16 protein-coding genes are annotated in these 17,219 nt (G+C 66.1%); 10 read left to right on the top strand and 6 right to left on the bottom strand.

Annotation, left to right across the window (positions count from 1 at the left end; all coding sequences use genetic code 11):
• Window positions 1-201: 201 nt before the first annotated feature.
• The gene (locus KGR00_RS02345; RefSeq protein ID WP_224417808.1) at window positions 202-2,040 is read right to left on the bottom strand and encodes a feruloyl-CoA synthase; all 1,839 of its coding nucleotides are present in this window, start codon (window positions 2,038-2,040) and stop codon (window positions 202-204) included.
• A gap of 219 nt (window positions 2,041-2,259) precedes the next feature.
• On the opposite strand from KGR00_RS02345, the gene KGR00_RS02340 reads away from it, so the two are divergent.
• The 3 genes from KGR00_RS02340 to KGR00_RS02330 all read left to right on the top strand — a co-directional run bounded on the left by KGR00_RS02340 (window position 2,260) and on the right by KGR00_RS02330 (window position 4,890).
• Window positions 2,260-2,772, top strand: coding sequence for a MarR family winged helix-turn-helix transcriptional regulator (locus tag KGR00_RS02340; protein WP_224417809.1), 513 nt, complete (start codon window positions 2,260-2,262; stop codon window positions 2,770-2,772).
• A 229-nt stretch (window positions 2,773-3,001) separates the two neighbouring features.
• Window positions 3,002-3,574, top strand: a complete 573-nt coding sequence (locus KGR00_RS02335) for a TRAP transporter small permease (protein WP_224417810.1) — start codon at window positions 3,002-3,004, stop codon at window positions 3,572-3,574.
• Window positions 3,571-4,890 carry a TRAP transporter large permease gene (locus KGR00_RS02330; RefSeq protein ID WP_224417811.1) on the top strand — a complete coding sequence of 440 codons (1,320 nt, stop codon included), beginning with the start codon at window positions 3,571-3,573 and terminating at the stop codon, window positions 4,888-4,890. The genes KGR00_RS02335 and KGR00_RS02330 overlap by 4 nt, the downstream gene beginning before the upstream one ends.
• Before the next feature lie 74 nt (window positions 4,891-4,964).
• Here KGR00_RS02330 and KGR00_RS02325 read toward each other — a convergent pair whose 3' ends face one another.
• Complete coding sequence (locus tag KGR00_RS02325) at window positions 4,965-5,453, bottom strand: MarR family transcriptional regulator (protein ID WP_224417812.1); 489 nt, start codon at window positions 5,451-5,453, stop codon at window positions 4,965-4,967.
• 91 nt (window positions 5,454-5,544) lie between these two features.
• On the opposite strand from KGR00_RS02325, the gene KGR00_RS02320 reads away from it, so the two are divergent.
• From KGR00_RS02320 to KGR00_RS02310, 3 genes are all read left to right on the top strand, one after another.
• Window positions 5,545-6,375 carry a p-hydroxycinnamoyl CoA hydratase/lyase gene (locus tag KGR00_RS02320; protein ID WP_224417813.1) on the top strand — a complete coding sequence of 277 codons (831 nt, stop codon included), beginning with the start codon at window positions 5,545-5,547 and terminating at the stop codon, window positions 6,373-6,375.
• An 87-nt stretch (window positions 6,376-6,462) separates the two neighbouring features.
• Window positions 6,463-7,911 (top strand): aldehyde dehydrogenase, encoded by a 1,449-nt coding sequence (locus KGR00_RS02315; RefSeq protein WP_224417814.1) that lies wholly within the window; start codon window positions 6,463-6,465, stop codon window positions 7,909-7,911.
• Between the two features lie 59 nt (window positions 7,912-7,970).
• Window positions 7,971-9,029 (top strand): TRAP transporter substrate-binding protein, encoded by a 1,059-nt coding sequence (locus KGR00_RS02310; RefSeq protein WP_224417815.1) that lies wholly within the window; start codon window positions 7,971-7,973, stop codon window positions 9,027-9,029.
• Window positions 9,030-9,126: 97 nt separating this feature from the next.
• On the opposite strand, the gene aroQ is transcribed toward KGR00_RS02310, so the two are convergent.
• Genes aroQ through KGR00_RS02295 form a run of 3 tightly spaced genes read right to left on the bottom strand, consistent with a single transcriptional unit; the run spans window position 9,127 to window position 12,320 of the window.
• The gene (gene aroQ / locus KGR00_RS02305; RefSeq protein ID WP_224417816.1) at window positions 9,127-9,558 is read right to left on the bottom strand and encodes a type II 3-dehydroquinate dehydratase; all 432 of its coding nucleotides are present in this window, start codon (window positions 9,556-9,558) and stop codon (window positions 9,127-9,129) included.
• The gene (locus KGR00_RS02300; RefSeq protein ID WP_224417817.1) at window positions 9,555-10,421 is read right to left on the bottom strand and encodes a shikimate dehydrogenase; all 867 of its coding nucleotides are present in this window, start codon (window positions 10,419-10,421) and stop codon (window positions 9,555-9,557) included. The genes aroQ and KGR00_RS02300 overlap by 4 nt, the downstream gene beginning before the upstream one ends.
• A gap of 51 nt (window positions 10,422-10,472) precedes the next feature.
• Complete coding sequence (locus KGR00_RS02295; RefSeq protein ID WP_224417818.1) at window positions 10,473-12,320, bottom strand: sugar phosphate isomerase/epimerase and 4-hydroxyphenylpyruvate domain-containing protein; 1,848 nt, start codon at window positions 12,318-12,320, stop codon at window positions 10,473-10,475.
• Window positions 12,321-12,703: 383 nt separating this feature from the next.
• Here KGR00_RS02295 and KGR00_RS02290 point away from each other — a divergent pair, with 383 nt between their 5' ends.
• The 4 genes from KGR00_RS02290 (at window position 12,704) to KGR00_RS02275 (ending at window position 16,497) form a co-directional block, all read left to right on the top strand.
• Window positions 12,704-13,705, top strand: a complete 1,002-nt coding sequence (locus tag KGR00_RS02290; RefSeq protein WP_224417819.1) for a tripartite tricarboxylate transporter substrate binding protein — start codon at window positions 12,704-12,706, stop codon at window positions 13,703-13,705.
• 67 nt (window positions 13,706-13,772) lie between these two features.
• The gene (locus KGR00_RS02285) at window positions 13,773-14,243 is read left to right on the top strand and encodes a tripartite tricarboxylate transporter TctB family protein (RefSeq protein WP_224417820.1); all 471 of its coding nucleotides are present in this window, start codon (window positions 13,773-13,775) and stop codon (window positions 14,241-14,243) included.
• Window positions 14,244-14,258: 15 nt separating this feature from the next.
• Window positions 14,259-15,758 carry a tripartite tricarboxylate transporter permease gene (locus KGR00_RS02280; RefSeq protein WP_224417821.1) on the top strand — a complete coding sequence of 500 codons (1,500 nt, stop codon included), beginning with the start codon at window positions 14,259-14,261 and terminating at the stop codon, window positions 15,756-15,758.
• Between the two features lie 55 nt (window positions 15,759-15,813).
• Entirely contained in the window at window positions 15,814-16,497 is a 684-nt protein-coding gene (locus KGR00_RS02275; RefSeq protein WP_224417822.1) for an HAD family hydrolase, read from the top strand.
• On the opposite strand, the gene KGR00_RS02270 is transcribed toward KGR00_RS02275, so the two are convergent.
• Complete coding sequence (locus KGR00_RS02270; protein WP_224417823.1) at window positions 16,498-17,214, bottom strand: hypothetical protein; 717 nt, start codon at window positions 17,212-17,214, stop codon at window positions 16,498-16,500. It lies immediately after the preceding gene.
• Window positions 17,215-17,219 lie beyond the last annotated feature (5 nt).

Below are 17,219 nucleotides of genomic sequence, written 5' to 3'. Positions count from 1 at the left end.
CCTGCAAGCCCGGGAATCAGCCATAGAAGCCAGAGGGAAGAGGGAAGAGGGAGAACGATGGCACAGGAGCGTGCCGACGTCGCGGGCCTGACGGCGATCCACCGCGTACGGAAGACGCCGACCACCAACGCCCCTGACCCGGGACCGACGACATGGCGTCCGTTCCGGGTCAGGGGCGTCGATTCTTTCGTCAGGCGGCCGTCAAGCCCGTGGCGGCTCATCCTCACGCGGCGTGATCACCTCGGCGGGCGGGGGCGTGGCGTACAGGGCATCCACCCGACTCGCATACCCCTCGCGGACCAGACGCTGGTTGACCGACCCCTTGTCGGTGACCTCTCCCTTGTCGAGCGATAGCGGGGTATCCAGCACGAGCAATCGCTCGACACGCGTGGAGCTCGACTTTCCCCGGCGGTGCGCGGCCAGCCGCTCGGCGAGGAACGCCCGCAGCGCCTCGTCGTGGGCCAGTTCCTCCAGGGGCTTTTCGGCCCTGCCACCCAGTTGCTGAACGCAGCCGGCGGCATTCAGGACCACGAGTCCCGTCAGGTAATCCTGACCTTCACCGACCAGAACCACATCCTGCGCTACCGGCGCGAATTCTTCGATCAATCCCAGGCGCAGGGTCCCGACATTGACCCAGGTGCCGGTCAGCAGCTTGAAGTTCTCGCTGAGCCGGCCGTCGAACAGCAGCCCCTTGTCGGGGTGGTCGGGGTCGATGAGACGCATGGCATCGCCGGTGCACAGATACCCCTCCTCGTCGAAGGCCTCGGCCGTCCGCTCCGGGTCCCGCCAGTACCCGGGCGTGATGTTGAGCCCTTTCAGGCGCGCCTCCCACTTGTTGCCAGCGCGGACCAGCTTGACGTCCAGGCCCGGCACCGGCGCGCCGATCAGTCCCGCGACCCTCTCGGGCTGGTCCGTGCAGAACGCCAGACAGGCCTCGGTGGAGCCCAGCCCCGTGAGCATCGGGGTAGCCTCGCCTTTTTCGCACCGGCTCAGTGCGTCGAGCGCGTCCCCGACATGCGTGGGCAACACCGCCCCGCCAAAGTGCATCATCTTCAGCTGTTTGAAGAAGGCGCGACGCAGCCGCTCGTTGCCGTTCAAATGATCGACAAGCACCTCGAATCCCTTGGGAACGTTGCAGTAGAAGGTCGGCGACACCTCGAGCAGATTCTCGACGGTTCGCTGGACACCCTCGGGGGTCGGGTTGCCATCGTCGATATACAGTGACCCGCCGTTGTGGAGCGTCATGCCCAGGATCGTGTTGCCACCGAAGGTGTGATGCCAGGGCAGCCAGTCGACCAGCACCGGTACGTTGTCCCGCAGGAAGGGCAGGCGCAGCAGCAGCATCTCCTGATTGCTGCAGAGCATGCGCTGGGTATTGATGACCGCCTTGGGCATGCCGGTCGAGCCGGACGTGAACAGGAGCTTGGCGATCGTGTCCGGGGTCACCCGGGCATGGGCGCGTTCCACCCCGTCACCCACGACCGGCGTCTCGGCCAGGGCGTCGAAGGCCAGGGCCCTGCCCGCCGGCCGGGAGGACACGATCACGGCCTCGTCGGCGATCGCCGCAAGCGCCGTGGCGAAGCGGGCCTCGTCGTCGACGAAGATCATGCCCGGCGTCACCAGGTCGCGCACGTGACGCAGCTTGGCGAAATCGCTGGACAACAGCGAATAGGACGGTGACACCGGTACATAGGGGATCCCTACATGCATCGCGGCACAGGCCAGCAGGGCATGATGCAGGTCATTGCCCGACAGCACCATCAACGGCCTTTCGGGCGTCAGCCCCTGATCGAGCAATGCCTGCGCCAGGCGGCGAACCAGCGGCAACGCCTGGGCATAGGTCAACGACAGCCAGCCGCGTCGGTCTTCGCCGCGCTGAGCGAGAAAGATCTGCTCGGGGCGCTGCTGCTCCCAGAGGCCGAGACGTTCGGTCAGACAGCGGGGATAGTCGTCGATCCGGGGGCCGCTCAGTCGGTAGACGTTTTGCGTCGCATCCCGGGCGTCCTCGTGCTCCGGCATTCTGCCTTCGTCAGGCAACATGACATACTCCATCAGTTGATCAGCGGCTGGAACTCTGATGCCGATGGAAAATAGTTATAATATGCAACTAATTTTATTGCTAGAATGACAAGGTGAGACTTTAGCCTAACGTCACCACCACGATAGCCACTCGCGCGGCGGCCACCCGGGGCTCACACGGGAACGCCAGCGGACGCGGGTGCGAGAGTGATCCAACCCACCCATTTGCGAGGCAGAGGCATGCGGCCCTCCGATCAGGACACATCGATACGTCAAACCGCCGTGGAGGAATCGAGCACCGATCCCGTCGATGGCCTCATTCTCGAGGAACGTCTGGGTTATGCGCTGCGTCGCGCACAGCTCAAGGTTTTCAAGCACTTCGATGAAGTGATGCGGGGGCACGGCATTCGTCCCGCCCAGTTCTCGGCGATGGTGATCGTCGAGGGTTACCCCGGGGTCACGCAATCCAGCCTGGCGCAGACGCTGGCCATCGACCCCCCGAGGGTCGTCAATGTCGTCAACAGCCTCGAGGAAAAGGGTCTGGCGATGCGCGTGCGTTGCAAGCGCGACCGCCGCTCCCACGGCATATTCCTCACCAAGCAGGGGGAATCCCTGGTCAATCGGCTCAAGGAACTCTCGGCACAGAGCGACCGCGAGTCGACCCACCGCTTGAGCGAAATCGAAAGGCGCCAGCTGCTGACGCTGCTGCGCAAGATCTACGCCCCCGGCGAGTCGCCCGACGACCGGGACTGAGGCCTCATCCGATCGGCACAAGCGAGCGCCCGGTCGCTTGTGCGCCCCTCCCCGCACGACCCACCATCCATGCCCGCGCCTCATCCTTTAGCCGCAATTCTTGGCGATCTCGGCGAGAGGCCTTGCATACGCTCGACCGGATAATTAATTATTGAAAACAACTATCTCATCGAACGATGGATCACAGGCCCGGAGAGGGACGCGAAGAATCGATATGAGCGGCTCGACGATGACACAAGAACAAGTCGGCACCACCCTGGCGCGACGGCTGCTGAGCGGATGCTGCCAGGGGGCGGCCACACTTGGCGGACTGATGGTCCTGGCAATGGCCGTCATGACGGTGTGCAGCATAGCGGGACGCTGGATCGCCGGCGCCCCCTACCTCGGCGCCCTGCCCTGGCTGGACGGCATCGGCCCCGTCACGGGGGATTACGAAATCGTTCAGATGGGCACGGCCACCGCCGTCTTCCTGTTCCTGCCGTATTGCCACCTCCGCGGGGGCCACGTCACGGTGGACCTGCTGGTCATGCACGCCCCCCGCATGATTCAGCGCGCCACGGCCATCCTGGCGGAGACCCTGTTCATGGGGGTTTCCGCGCTCATGACCTGGCGTCTGTTTCATGGCCTGCTCGACAAGCAGCGCTACATGGAAACCAGCATGCTGCTCGGCATCCCGCTCTGGTGGGGGTACGCCGCGGGCATCGTCGGCTTTGCCCTGTTGACCCTGGTCTGTCTCTACCGCTCGATCGCCGCACTCACCGCCAACGATCAGCACGACACTCTGGCAGGAGGCCCGCGATGACCCCCATGACCCTGGGCATCAGCGGATTCGCCCTGCTGCTGGCGATGATGGGCGCGCGCATCCCCATCGGCCTGGCCATGCTGGTGATCGGTGCGCTGGGATCGGTGCTGATCATGGGGCCGACGGGCGTCCTGAACGGCCTCAAGACCCTGCCCTACGAGCACTTCTCGAGCCACACCCTGTCGATCGTCCCGCTGTTCATCCTGATGGGACAGTTCGCCGCCCACGCCGGCATCTCGCGCGGCATGTTCCAGGCCGCCAACGACTGGCTGGGGCATCGTCGTGGCGGGCTCGCCATGTCTACGATCGGCGCCTGTGGCGCCTTCGGGGCCATCTGCGGCTCGTCGCTGGCCACGGCGGCCACCATGACCCAGGTCGCACTCCCGGAGATGGAGCGCCAGGGCTACAAGGGCAGCCTGGCCGCGGGCGCGCTGGCGGCCGGCGGCACGCTGGGCATTCTCATTCCCCCCTCGGTGGTGCTGGTGATCTACGCGATCCTGGCCGAGCAGAACATCAACGAGATGTTCGCCGCCTCCCTGGTCCCCGGGATCCTGGCCGCCGTCAGCTACATGGTGGCCATCTCGCTGTTCGTGCGCGTCTTTCCCGACAGCGCGCCGAGCAAGGCCAGGACACCGCTGCGCGACAGGCTCCATTCGCTCGTGCAGGTCTGGCCCGGTGCCAGCATCTTCGTGCTGGTGATCGGCGGCATCTACACCGGCATCTTCACCCCCACCGAGGCGGCCGCCGTGGGCGCCGTGGCCACCGGCATCCTGGCCGTCACGAAAGGCGGCCTGCGCTTGAGCGGGTTACGCGACTGCCTGCTGGAAACCGCCGTGACGTCGGCCATGATCTTCTTCATCGTGCTGGGCGCCAGCGTCTTCAACAGCTTTTTGGCCCTGACCCAGCTCCCGCAGACGACCGCCGGCTGGATCATCGGCCTGGAGATCAGCCCCTGGATCATCCTGGGCGGGGTGCTGCTGTGCTACCTGGTGCTGGGCTGCTTCATGGACAGCCTGTCGATGATCCTGCTGACCGTACCGATCTTCCTGCCGATCATGATGGGCATGGATTTCGGCATGCCCGCCTCCGATGTCGCCATCTGGTTCGGGGTGCTGTCGCTGGTCGTCGTGGAAGTCGGCATGATCACGCCGCCGGTCGGCCTGAACATCTTCATCATCCACTCCATGGCGCCCCGGGTCCCGCTGGGCGAGATCTTCAGGGGCATCCTGCCCTTCCTGGCCGCCGACATCGTCCGCATCGTCCTGCTCGTCAGCTTCCCGGCAATCACGCTGTGGTTCGTGTACGTCCTGTACTGAGAGGGCATTCCCTCATGGTCACGCGCCATTCCTCGGCACGCCGGCACCGCCTCCATCGGGGTGCCCGGCGACGGTCATCGGTCGGTTTCGACCAGCCCCGCGCCGAGCGCCTTCAGGCCGTCCTTGAGATGGCGCTGGAACTGGACGCGCTGCTGGCCGCTCATGCTCTCCATCAGACAGTTTTCCAGCGCGATCACGGCCCGGTCGCATTCGGCGAGCAGCTCCCGCCCCTGGGCGGTCATGTCGATCAGGATGATACGCCCGTGGTGGGGGTCGGGGCGCCGCTCGATCAGCCCCTTCTGTTCCATGAGCTTGACCATCTCGTTGGCCGCCTGGGGCGAGACCAGCGACCGATCGGCCAGTTGGGCATTGGACAGCGGGCTGCGCCGCGCCAGCACGGACAGGGCCGTGTACTGCTGCATGGTCAGGCCGAGCGGCCTGACGACATCGCCGATGTGCTTGCGAAGGGCGCGATCCAGCCGTCCGATCAGATAGGCGACACGCACGACATCCCCGCTGTCGTCGTCCGACGCCGCGGGGTCATTGCCAAATGGTCGGGTCATGGGCGATTTCCTCTTTTCAAGCGCAGAGTAGCGCACTAGGATAGATCAGGTAAACATCAACCTACTTGATACTAAGTTGACAGGAAACTTTATGAACGACTACGCGAATCGCTGGGAAACGGTCAAGGTCGACGTCGAGGACGGCATCGCCTGGGTGACTCTGAACCGCCCTGAAAAGCGCAACGCCATGAGCCCGACGCTCAACCGGGAAATGATCGAGGTGCTGGAAGCCGTCGAACTCGACCAGAACGCCCACGTGCTGGTGCTCACCGGCGAGGGCGAGTCCTTTTCCGCGGGCATGGACCTGAAGGAATATTTCCGCGAGATCGACGCCAGTCCCGAAATCGTGCAGGTCAAGGTGCGCCGGGATGCCTCCACCTGGCAGTGGAAGCTGCTGCGCAACTACGCCAAGCCGACCATCGCCATGGTCAACGGCTGGTGTTTCGGTGGCGCGTTCTCGCCGCTGGTCGCCTGCGACCTGGCGATTGCCGCCGACGAATCGGTATTCGGCCTGTCCGAAATCAACTGGGGCATTCCCCCGGGCAACCTGGTCAGCAAGGCCATGGCCGACACCGTGGGCCACCGTCAGGCGCTGTACTACATCATGACCGGCGAGACCTTCACCGGGCCCCAGGCCGCCGACATGGGGCTGGTCAACCGCAGCGTGCCGCGCGACCAGTTGCGTGAGGTCACCCGCGAACTGGCCACGACGCTGCGCGACAAGAACCCGGTCGTGCTGCGCGCCGCCAAGATCGGCTTCAAGCTGTGTCGCGAACTGACCTGGGAGCAGAACGAGGAATACCTCTACGCCAAGCTGGATCAGGCCCAGTTGCTCGACCCCGAACATGGCCGGGAGCAGGGGCTCAAGCAGTTCCTCGACGACAAGAGCATCAAGCCCGGCCTCGAAAGCTATCGCCGTTGAGGTCCTGGATGCCGCTCGGCGTCGTGCCTGCAGGCGTGGCCGACGTCGACGGCCCATCGAGTCACCGTCAGCCGGAGAATTGACGACATGAACGTGCAACTATCGATCGGCGGCCGGCAATGCGCCGCCCAGGGCGATGCCACTTTCGAGCGCCACAACCCCTTCGACGACAGCGTGGCGACCCGGGCCGCGGCGGCCTCGGTCGCCGATGCCCGGGCCGCGGCCGACGCCGCCGGCGAGGCCTTCGCCGGTTACTCGAACAGCGGGCCGGGCGAACGCCGCGCCAAGCTGCTAAAGGCCGCCGAGCTGATGGAAGCGCGCCAGGATGACTTCATCGCGCGGATGGTCGCCGAGACCGGAGCCACCCCGGGCTGGGCCGGCTTCAACGTTATGGTCGCCGCCGGCATGCTGCGCGAGGCGGCGGGCCTGACCACCCAGGTAGGCGGCGAGACGATCCCTTCCGACGTGCCCGGCAGCCTGGCCATGGGCGTGCGCGTCCCCTGCGGCGCCGTGCTCGGCATCGCGCCCTGGAACGCACCGATCATCCTCGGCACCCGTGCCGTCGCCACCCCGCTGGCCTGCGGCAACAGCGTGATCCTCAAGGCCTCGGAACAATGCCCGGCGACCCACCACCTGATCGGCGAGGTCCTGGTGGAGGCCGGGTTCGGCGATGGCGTGGTCAACGTGGTGAGCAACGCCCCCGAGCAGGCCGCCGAGGTGGTCGAGGCGCTGATCGAGCATCCGGCGGTACGCCGCGTCAACTTCACCGGCTCCACCGGCGTGGGTCGGATCATCGCCGAGAAGGCGGCCCGCCAGTTGAAACCCGCGCTGCTCGAGCTGGGCGGCAAGGCGCCGTTCCTCGTTCTCGACGACGCCGACCTCGACGCCGCGGTGGAGGCCGCCGCCTTCGGCGCCTTCTTCAACCAAGGACAGATCTGCATGTCCACCGAGCGGCTGATCGTCGATGCCTCGATCGCCGACGAATTCGCCGAAAAGCTGGCGAACAAGGCCGCCAGCCTGCGTGCCGGCGACCCGCGCGATCCTGGCAATGCGCTGGGCACCCTGATCAGCCCTCAGGCGGGGGAAAAGCTCAACGCGCTGCTCGACGACGCCGTGGCCCACGGGGCGCGCGTGGCCTCCGGCGGCAAGGCCGAGGGGGTGATCATGCAGCCGACCCTGGTCGACGGCGTGACCGACGCCATGCGGCTGTATCGCGAGGAATCATTCGGGCCGCTGGTGGCGATGATTCGCGTCGACGGCGAGGAAGACGCGATCCGTATCGCCAACGACAGCGAATACGGCCTCTCGGCGGCAGTGTTCAGCCGCGACTCGGCACGCGCGATGCGCGTCGCCCAGCGCATCGCGTCGGGAATCTGCCACATCAACGCGCCGACCGTCCACGACGAGCCGCAGATGCCCTTCGGCGGGGTCAAGGCGAGCGGCTACGGACGCTTCGGCGGCAAGGCGGCGATCGCCGAGTTCACCGAACTGCGCTGGATGACGATGCAGTTGGGACCGCGTCACTACCCGATCTAGCCTCACCACCCCACCCAACAACAATACCCACGCCACTCACCCATGAAGGAATCGACGACATGATGACAAGAAAAACATTGCTGGCCGGCCTGCTGATGGCCGGCGGCATGACGATGGCGACCACGAGCCCGGCACAAGACACCGTCACGCTGCGCCTGCATCATTTCGCCGCGCCGACCACGCCCGTGCAGACGCAATATCTGGAGCCCTGGGCCAAGCGCATCGAAGAACAATCCCACGGCGCCATCAAGGTCGAGATCTACCCGGCCATGCAACTCGGCGGCTCGGCCCCCTCGCTCTACGATCAGGCCAAGGACGACGTCGTCGACATCGCCTGGACCCTGCTCAGCTACACGCCCAATCGCTTCCCGGCCTCCGAGGCCTTCGACCTGCCCTTCGTGCCGACCACCGGCGAGGCCACCAGCATGGCGGCGTACGACTATGCCATGCAGCACATGCAGGATTCACTGCAGGGCGTCTACCCCATCGCCGTCTTCGCCCATACCCCCGGCAAGATCCATACCCAGGACGTCGAGATCGCCAGTGCCGGCGACGTCAAGGGGCTGACACTGCGGGCTCCCTCGAAGGCCATGAACCGCTTCTTCGCCAATCTCGGTGCCCAGGTGGTCGGCATGCCCTTCCCCCAGATCCCCGAGGCCCTGTCCCGCGGCGTGATCGACGGCGTCACCCTGCCGTTCGAAAGCGCCGACGCCCTGGGGGTGCTGGACATCGCCCGGAACCACACCTTCTTCGACGGCGAGCACGGGCTCTACACGGCGATGATGGTCCTCGCCATGAATCAGGGCGCGTACGACGAGCTGTCCCCGGAATTGCAGCAGGTCATCGACGACAACTCGGGCATTCAGGAAGCCCAGCGCATCGGGCGGGTCATGGATCAGGCCGAGCAGGCCGCGATCGACAAGACCGACGCCAGCGGCGAGGCCAAGATGATCCACATCGCCCGGGACGACCAGGGCGAGTGGAAAAAGGCCGCCGACAAGACCATCCAGCAGTGGATCGACGGCATGAACGACCGCGGCATGGACGGCCAGCAACTCTACGACGACGCCACCGCCCTGGTGGAAAAGTACACCGAGCAGACCCAGGCATCCCAGTAAACCTCACGAGGCCCCGAGCGGGCCTCGTCTTCCCCTCTCCCCCAGGACACCCATCATGGCCTGCCTCGCGGGCAGCCGGATCGACGCCCCCGCGCAATCAGTCCAGGGAATCGAGCGCCAGCAGATAGCCGCGACTGCCCAGCCCGGCAATCACACCGTCGGCACGCCGCGAGACGTAGGAGTGATGACGAAACGCCTCGCGCTTGTGGATGTTGGAGAGATGCACCTCGATGACCCGCCCCTCGTAGGCGTTGAGGGCATCGAGGATCGCCACCGAGGTATGCGTATAGGCGGCCGGGTTGATGACGATCAGGTCGGTGCCGTCGATCCGTGCGGCGTGGATGGCATCGATCAGTTCGCCCTCGTGGTTGCTCTGCCGGCAGGCGATGTCCCAGCCGTTGATGGCGGCCTTCTCGAACAGCCGGTTGTTGATGTCGTCGAGCGTCTCGTGGCCGTAGATCTCCGGCTGGCGCGTACCCAGCAGGTTGAGGTTGGGGCCGTGCAGCACCAGGATCTTGTGTGCGCTCATGTGTCTTTCTCCTGCAGCAGGGCATGTCGGTAATGATCGAACAGGGTCGCGGCCTGGGCATCGGCCAGCGCCCGCTTGTCGGCATCCTCGCAGAAGACCTTGAAGGCATCCACGCCCTGGAAGACGAACAGGCTGACGCCGCTGATCACCTGGGCCCCCGCCGCCCGGGCGGCGGCGATGAATTCGGTGACCGCGGGCACGTAGACGGCATCGAAGATCCACTGGTCGGCGCGGATCAGCGACGCGGGCAACGGGCAGCCCGGGCTCTTCTCGTGGCCGATCGGCGTGCAGTTGACCAGCCCGTCGCAGTGCGCCGCGGTCGTCTCCAGGGCCTCGGGGGCGACCGCCGAGGCCGGGAAGCCGGCGTCGACGAGTTCGCGGGCGAGGCGTTCGGCCTTATCGCCGTCGAGGTCCATCAGCCGCACCTCCTCGGCGCCCAGCTTGCCCAGGCCGAAGGCGACCGCCTTGCCTACCCCGCCGGTGCCGATCAGCAGCACGCGACCGGGCCGACGCTCGCCGACGGTGGCCCGATAGCCGTTGATGAAGCCGGTGAAGTCGGTGTTCTCGGCCCGGATCTCGCCATTCTGGAAGACCAGGGTATTGGCGGCGCCGACCAGACGCGCGCCCTCGCCGACGCGGGTGGCCAGTCGCACCGCCTCCTCCTTGTAGGGGAAGGTCACGTTGACGCCGCGATAGCCGGCGGTCATGACGTCATGGACCTGGCTGTCTAGCGACGCGATCGGCGTCACCAGCGTGTCGAAGAGGTCGTAGCTGGCGGGAATGCCGGTCAGCTCGCCCAGCCGCACGTGCAGGTCGGGCGAACTGGAATTCAGGATGCCCTTGCCGATCAATCCAAGGCGCATGGATCACTCCTTCAAATGTCGGGTCCGGCGGCGCACGGCGGGCGCCGGGGATCAGCGTTGCTGGCCGGCCTGAGCCGCCAGGCGAATCGGCGCATTGACGGCACCGAACTGCGAATAGCCGCCACGCCGTTCGACCACCTCGAAGAAGAAGCGCCCCATGAAGGTCTCGGTGTAGGCGTGGAAGAAATCGCCGTCGTCGTTGCGATCGAAGAGGATGTTGCGACTGCGCATCGCCTCGAGCAGGGCGTCGTCGATCTCGAAACGCGCCGCCAGGTCGTCGTAGTAATTGGCGGGAATGCGCAACATCGGCAGCCCCCGGGCGCGCATCGCGTCGATGGTGGCGAAGATGTCGCGGCTGGCGAAGGCGATCTGCTGGACGCCGCCCTGGTGCTCCGAGAGGAAGCGCCCCGGCAGCGTCTCGCGGGCCGAGGTCACGGTCAGCGGAATGCGGATCGAGCTGTCGGGACTGGTCACGGTCTGGCTGACCACCATGCCGTGCGGATCGGCGATCTCGTGCTCGGCCCCGGCGTCGAAGCCGAACACCGTACGGTGGAACAGCAGCCAGCTCAGCAACTGGGTCGGCGGCAGCACGTAGGAGATGTGGTCGATGGCGACCAGCCCGGCGCCATCGGCCTGGTCATCCTCGAAGAGGTGGAAGTCGGTCTTCCACTGCATCTCGCGCGCCCGGGCGTCGTCGACCAGATAGACCAGGCTGCCCTCGATGCCGCGCAGCGCCGGGATCTCCATCTCGCCCTCGCCCACCGGACCGTGGAACAACTGCGCCCGGTAGTGCCGTGCCCGGGCCACCGCGGCGTCGAGATCGCTGACCCGGAAGCCCACGGCGCAGACCGCCGTGCCGTGCAGCAGCCGGAAGGTATGCGCGAAGCTGTCGGTCTCGAAGTTGAGCACCAGATGGATGTCGCCCTGGTGCCATAGCTCGACGTTCTTCGAGCGGTGGCGGCCGATGTGACGAAAGCCCAGCGCCGAGAGGAACTCGCCGAGTGGCGCGGCGCTTTCCTCGTCGAGGGTGAACTCGATGAAGTGCACGCCGTCGTAGCCCACCGCGGGCGGCGGCGCCTCGGACCAGGGCGCGCCCTCGGCGAGTTCCTCGACCGCGATCAACGAGCGCAACCCGTCGATCGCGGTGGCCTCGGCGGGCGCCGCGCGGAAGGCATCGTTGAAGATCTCCAGCGACAGTGGACCATTGTAGCCGGTGCGCGACAGCGCCTGCATGAAGGTCGCCAGCGGCAGTCGCCCCTGGCCGGGGAAGCAGCGGAAGTGACGGCTCCACTGCAGCACGTCCATGTCGAGCAGCGGCGCATCGGCGATCTGCACGAAGGCGATCTTCTCGGCGGGGATGCCGGCCAGGGTCTCCAGCTCGTGGCCCCGCGCGAGAATGTGGAAGCTGTCGAGGACCACCCCGAGGGCCGGATGGTCGGCGCGTTGCACGACATCCCAGGCGACCCGGTAGTCGCTGATGTGGCGCCCCCAGGCAAGCGCCTCGAAACCGATGCGCAGCCCGCGTCGCGCGGCGCGTTCGGCCAGCTCGCGCAGGTCGTCGGCGGCGCGGTCGAGATCGTCGTGGGCCTGCGGCGAGACGTTGCTGCAGACCAGCAGGAAGTCGGTGCCCAGTTCCTCCATCAGGTCGAACTTGCGCTCGGCACGTTCGATGTTGCGCCGCCGCTGTGGCTCGGGCATCGCCTCGAAGTCGCGGAACGGCTGGAAGGCGACGATCGCCAGGCCCAGCGACTCGCAGAGGCGGCGGACGTCGCTGGGTGAGCCGTCGAAGGTCAACAGGTCGTTCTCGAAGATCTCCACGCCGTCATAACCGGCCCGGGCGACCGCCTCCAGCTTGCTGCGAAGATCACCGCTCAGGCACACGGTGGCGATGGCGCGCATGACAGCCTCCTGATTGTCGGGCAAGGTAACGTCGGCGACTTTGGCATCCCCTGGGCAGGATAGCGGCCGCTGGATGACACAGTGTTCGCATAGCGTTCGTTAGTTCGCATTATGGGCTTTCCGCGCACGAGCTTGTCAAGCACGTCGGGGGCGCAACCCCCGGCGGATCGGGGGCTGGAGCCCCGCAAATGCAGTTCTGGCACGATGTTCCAGATTTGCTTCGACATTGGTCGTAGTCGGACGTGCGTCGATTGACAGGGCCACCGGCCGGCCCTAGTTTGTTCGCAGATAGGACGGTAATTCGCCTAACGAACATAAGCCTCGAGTCCTGCTGACCCCGTCAGCCGTCGCCACAACAATTCCATCCCTCGGAGGACAACGCCATGCTCAAGCAGATTCTGGCAACTCTGGCCGTGTCGGCCGGCACGCTGGCCGCCACCTCGTCGGCCTTCGCCGACTACCCGGAGCGCAACATTCAGGGCATCATCCAGTGGGGCGCCGGCGGTGCCACCGATAACGTCGCGCGCAGCCTGACGCCCCACGTCGAGGACGCACTGGGCACCCGCATCATCCTCAACAACCGTCCCGGGGGCACCGGCGTCATCGGCATGAACGCCGTCATGCAGCAGCCCGCCAATGGCTATACCGTGCTCTACGGCGCCGAGAACCCGCAGCTCTACCCGATCATGGGGCTGGCCGACTTCGACTACAGCGACATGACCCCGGTCAACGTGATCGGCCAGGGCCTGGTGGTGATCGCGGCACCCGCCGACAGCCCGTTCGACGACTTCAAGGACCTGCTCGACTACGCCCATCAGCACCCGGGCGAGCTGCGCATGGGGGGCACCGGCGCCGGCGGACTGCCGAGCACCGTGCTGGCGATGGTCAATTCGGTCGACAACCTCGACGTGCGCAACGTGACCTTCGGTGGCGACGGCCCCGGCATCACCGCGATGCTGGGCGATCATATCGACTTCATGCCGTTGAGCCTGGCCGCCGCGCAGGATCAGATCTCGGCCGGCCGCCTCAAGGGTCTGGCCGTGCTCACCAAGGAGACGATCGAGGAACTGCCCGACACGCCGCCGATCACCCAGGCGCTGCCCGAGATCGAATCCTACCTGCCCTGGGGGCCATTCTGGGCCGTGGCGGTTCGCAAGGATACGCCGGATGACATCGTCGCCACGCTCAGCGAGGCCTACCGGAAGGGCGTGGCCGACGAGGACTTCCAGAAATTTCTCTCCGAGAACGGCGGCAAGTCGCTCAACCTGCAGGGCGAAGAGGCCGAGAAGTTCCTCGCGCACTGGCAGTCGGTGACCGCCTGGGCCCTGCAGAAGGCAGGTGGCGCCAAGATATCCCCGGAGGAAGCCGGCATCCCCAAGCCGTGATCCCGACCTGATTCGACCCGACGAAGCGACGGCGGGCGCCCCCGCCGTCGCTCGCATGGAGACTGCCATGTCCAACCATCAACCCCTCAAGGCAGGCGAGCGGGCCTTCAACGTCCTGCTGCTGCTGCTCAGTCTGGGCGTGTTCTACGAAGCCTACCGGATCGCCGGTTTCGACCTGCCCAACTCCGCCGGGGCCTTTCCCCTGCTGCTCGGCGCGATCATGACCGGCTCGATGGTCGCCATCCTCTGGGGGCAGCGTCATCATCCCGGACCCGCCACCCGCGGCGCCCTCGACGAGGTTCGCCAGTTCCTCCACGAACACTTTCCGCTGCCCATCGTCGTCTTCTCGGCCATGGCCATCGCCTACCTGTTGCTGCTGCGCCCCCTGGGCTTCATCGCCGCCACGGCGCTGTTCCTGTTCGTCGCGCAGGTCTACCTGCGCCGTGGTCGTTTCCTGGCCGCCCTGATCATCACCGCGGTGGCGACCGGCGTCATCTACGCCCTGTTCAAGCTGCTGTTCCAGGTCTATCTTCCCTGACCGAGGTTCTTCCCCATGGGTGACACCCTTTCCCATTTCCTGATGGCGTGGCTCGACCCCTCGCTGCTGATACTGACGGCCATCGGTACCCTGGCGGGCATCTACGTCGGCGCGATCCCCGGCCTGTCGGTCACCATGGCCACGTCGATCCTGATCTCCTTCACCTTCTCCTGGGACGTCAACGACGCCCTGGCGCTGATCGTGGGCATCTACACCGGCGGCGTCTACGGTGGCTCGCGCACCGCGATCCTGCTCAACATCCCCGGCGCGCCCTCGTCGGTGGCGACGGCGTTCGACGGCTATCCGCTGGCCCAGCAGGGCGAGGCCGGGCGCGCCATCGGCCTGAGCACCGTGATGTCGGTGATCGGCGGCCTGCTGGGCACCCTGGTGCTGGCCAGCGTCGCCCCCTTTCTCGCCGACATGGCCCTGAAGTTCGCGCCGCGCGACTATTTCCTGATCGCCGTCCTGGGTCTGCTGCTGGTGGGCAGCCTGGCCGCCGAATCGCTCTCCCGGGGCATCTTCGCCGCCGCCCTGGGCGCGGTGATCGGCCTGGTGGGGCTCGATCAGGTCACCGCCACGCCGCGCTTCACCCTGGGCAGCATGCAGTTGATGGGCGGCATCCACTACGTGGTGGTGATGATCGGCATGTTCGGCGTCGCCGAAGCCTTCTTCCAGTTGCACCAGCTCAATGCCCGGCCGGTGCGCCAGAAGGTCGACAAGATCATTCCTTCGCTGCGCCTGGTGCTCAAGTACCTGCCGCTGTCGATCCGCACCTCGCTGATCGGGGTGATCGTCGGCGCCCTGCCCGGTACCGGCGGCGACATCGCCTCGCTGTTCGCCTACGACCACGCCAAGCGTTCGGTCAAGAACCCCAGCAAGCCGTTCGGCAAGGGCGCCTACGAGGGCCTGGTGGCCCCCGAGACCGCCAACAACGCCGCGGTGGGCGGGGCCTATGTGCCGATGCTGACGCTGGGCATGCCGGGTGACGCGGTGACCGCGATCATCATCGGCGCCTTGACCATTCACGGTCTCAATCCGGGGCCGATGCTGGTGATCGAGACGCCCTACATCTTCTGGTTCACCGTCGGCAACCTGGTGCTGGCCAACCTCTTCCTGCTGTTCTTCGGGCTGACCGGCATCAAGGTCTTCGCCAAGGTGGTGGAATTGCCCAAGGCGGTCCTGATTCCGCTGATCGTGGTGCTCTGCACGGTGGGCACCTACTCGCTCAAGGGCAGCATGACCGACGTCTACTGGATGCTGGGTTTCGGCCTGCTCGGCTATTTCATGAAGATCTTCCGCTTCCAGATGGGCCCGGTGATCCTCGGGGTGATTCTCGGTCCGCTGATGGACGAGACCTACCGCCAGGCGATGGCCTCGGTGGGCGACGACAGCGGCGCCTTCCTGCTGTCGCTGGTCAGCAACCCGCTGTCGCTGGTCCTGACCCTCGCCGTGGTATTGCTGTTGCTGGGCAATACGCCGCTCAAGCACATGTTGCGGCGCCGCCGTCAGGCATAATCAACCGGGCCCGGGGTCGCCCGGGCCCGTTCAGGAATCCGCTCGCGAGTCTGCCATGTCCGATGCCATCGAGCCCCGTTTCGACGCCCTGGTCTTCGACTGCGACGGGGTGATTCTCGACTCGGCGGGGCTCAAGCGCTCGACCTTCGCCGATTTCTACCGCGACCAGCCTCCCGCTCTCCATGAGGCGATTCTCGCCTATCTGGCCCGCGGCGGCGGCCAGCCCCGCGACGTCAAGTTCCACCACATCGAGGCGCACATCCTCGGCCGGCCGGTGGACGACAAGCGTATCCGTGACCTCTCGACGGCCTTTGCCGAGCGCATCGAGTCGCGGGTCGCCGAGACCTCAGCGCTGCCGGGCGCGGTCGCGTTCCTCGAGCGCTGGCAGGGTCGGCTGCCGCTCTACCTGCTCTCCGCCACGCCCCAGGCGGAGCTGCGGCGAATCATCGCCGCCCGCGGCCTGGACCGGCTGTTCGACGACGTTCTGGGCGCCCCGCCCGACAAGGTCAACGGGCTGCGCAACCTGCTCGATGCACGGGGCCATGCCCCGGCACGCACGGTGATGATCGGCGATTCCTACAACGACTACCGGGCGGCACGCTCCAACGGAACCCACTTCGTGGGCATTCTCGCAGCCGACGCCGAACACTCGCCGTTTCCGGCGCACACCGTGACCCAACCGGACCTGATCGATCTCGAAGCCAGCCTGGCACGGCTGCCCGATCCCGCCGCGGACTGATCACTCCTCGGTGCGTCCGAAGGACGACGCCACGCTGAAGTTGGTCGAGTTGAGTTGCTGGACCCGCTTGCGCAACTCGCGACGTTCGCGCTTCGAGGCCAGCCGTCGAGTGTCCCAGGTGGCCGGGGTCAGCGAGCAGTAGCGGTCGTTGTCCTGGAGCAGGAATTGACGCTCGGCACCCACCGGCATGTCCTCGGGACCATAGATGCCGATCAGGCGTATCGTCAGGCTCTTGAAGGCAAGATCGCCCTCGGGCCGATGGTCCTGCATCTCGATGCCCTCGTCGCGGGCCATGCGCCGGATCAGATCGTCGAAGGTGCCGATGTGCAGGAAGTCCCCCGAGCCCAGGGGCCCCTGGCGGGTATTCTCCTTGACCGAGGAGTCGCTCAACTTGCGACGTCCCTCTTCCCGGGAATCGATCTCCTCGCCTTCGCTGTATTGCTGCTCGAAGTCGGTGACGTCCATGGTGATCGTCCCCTGACTGGTCTCGAGTTCGGCGATGATGTATTCGATGAAGATCGACTCGGCGCTCATGTTGCTGATGATGCACAGCGCGTTGATGTCCTTCTTCTTGCCGCGATTGATGATCAACCGGGGCCGGCGCTGGCGGCGAAAGCCCCAGTAGAGCAGCTGGGCATAGACCAGCCAGATGCACAGCGTGCCCAGATTGGTGAAGACGGTGAGTACGTCCTTGTGTTGCGAGATCCAGTGGAACATAACGC

It is taken from the genome of Modicisalibacter sp. MOD 31.J (genome assembly GCF_020147985.1).
Classification (GTDB): Bacteria; Pseudomonadota; Gammaproteobacteria; order Pseudomonadales; family Halomonadaceae; genus Modicisalibacter; species Modicisalibacter coralii.
Note: the sequence above shows the minus strand (reverse complement) of the source record. Positions and strands in the feature narration are given on the sequence as shown.

Bases quoted from the DNA above. Each gene is read 5' to 3' on its own strand.
- KGR00_RS02345 (WP_224417808.1), bottom strand. From the start codon at position 2,040: ATGTTGCCTGACGAAGGCAGAATGCCGGAGCACGAGGACGCCCGGGAT.
- KGR00_RS02340 (WP_224417809.1), top strand. From the start codon at position 2,260: ATGCGGCCCTCCGATCAGGACACATCGATACGTCAAACCGCCGTGGAG.
- KGR00_RS02335 (WP_224417810.1), top strand. From the start codon at position 3,002: ATGACACAAGAACAAGTCGGCACCACCCTGGCGCGACGGCTGCTGAGC.
- KGR00_RS02330 (WP_224417811.1), top strand. From the start codon at position 3,571: ATGACCCCCATGACCCTGGGCATCAGCGGATTCGCCCTGCTGCTGGCG.
- KGR00_RS02325 (WP_224417812.1), bottom strand. From the start codon at position 5,453: ATGACCCGACCATTTGGCAATGACCCCGCGGCGTCGGACGACGACAGC.
- KGR00_RS02320 (WP_224417813.1), top strand. From the start codon at position 5,545: ATGAACGACTACGCGAATCGCTGGGAAACGGTCAAGGTCGACGTCGAG.
- KGR00_RS02315 (WP_224417814.1), top strand. From the start codon at position 6,463: ATGAACGTGCAACTATCGATCGGCGGCCGGCAATGCGCCGCCCAGGGC.
- KGR00_RS02310 (WP_224417815.1), top strand. From the start codon at position 7,971: ATGATGACAAGAAAAACATTGCTGGCCGGCCTGCTGATGGCCGGCGGC.
- aroQ (WP_224417816.1), bottom strand. From the start codon at position 9,558: ATGAGCGCACACAAGATCCTGGTGCTGCACGGCCCCAACCTCAACCTG.
- KGR00_RS02300 (WP_224417817.1), bottom strand. From the start codon at position 10,421: ATGCGCCTTGGATTGATCGGCAAGGGCATCCTGAATTCCAGTTCGCCC.
- KGR00_RS02295 (WP_224417818.1), bottom strand. From the start codon at position 12,320: ATGCGCGCCATCGCCACCGTGTGCCTGAGCGGTGATCTTCGCAGCAAG.
- KGR00_RS02290 (WP_224417819.1), top strand. From the start codon at position 12,704: ATGCTCAAGCAGATTCTGGCAACTCTGGCCGTGTCGGCCGGCACGCTG.
- KGR00_RS02285 (WP_224417820.1), top strand. From the start codon at position 13,773: ATGTCCAACCATCAACCCCTCAAGGCAGGCGAGCGGGCCTTCAACGTC.
- KGR00_RS02280 (WP_224417821.1), top strand. From the start codon at position 14,259: ATGGGTGACACCCTTTCCCATTTCCTGATGGCGTGGCTCGACCCCTCG.
- KGR00_RS02275 (WP_224417822.1), top strand. From the start codon at position 15,814: ATGTCCGATGCCATCGAGCCCCGTTTCGACGCCCTGGTCTTCGACTGC.
- KGR00_RS02270 (WP_224417823.1), bottom strand. From the start codon at position 17,214: ATGTTCCACTGGATCTCGCAACACAAGGACGTACTCACCGTCTTCACC.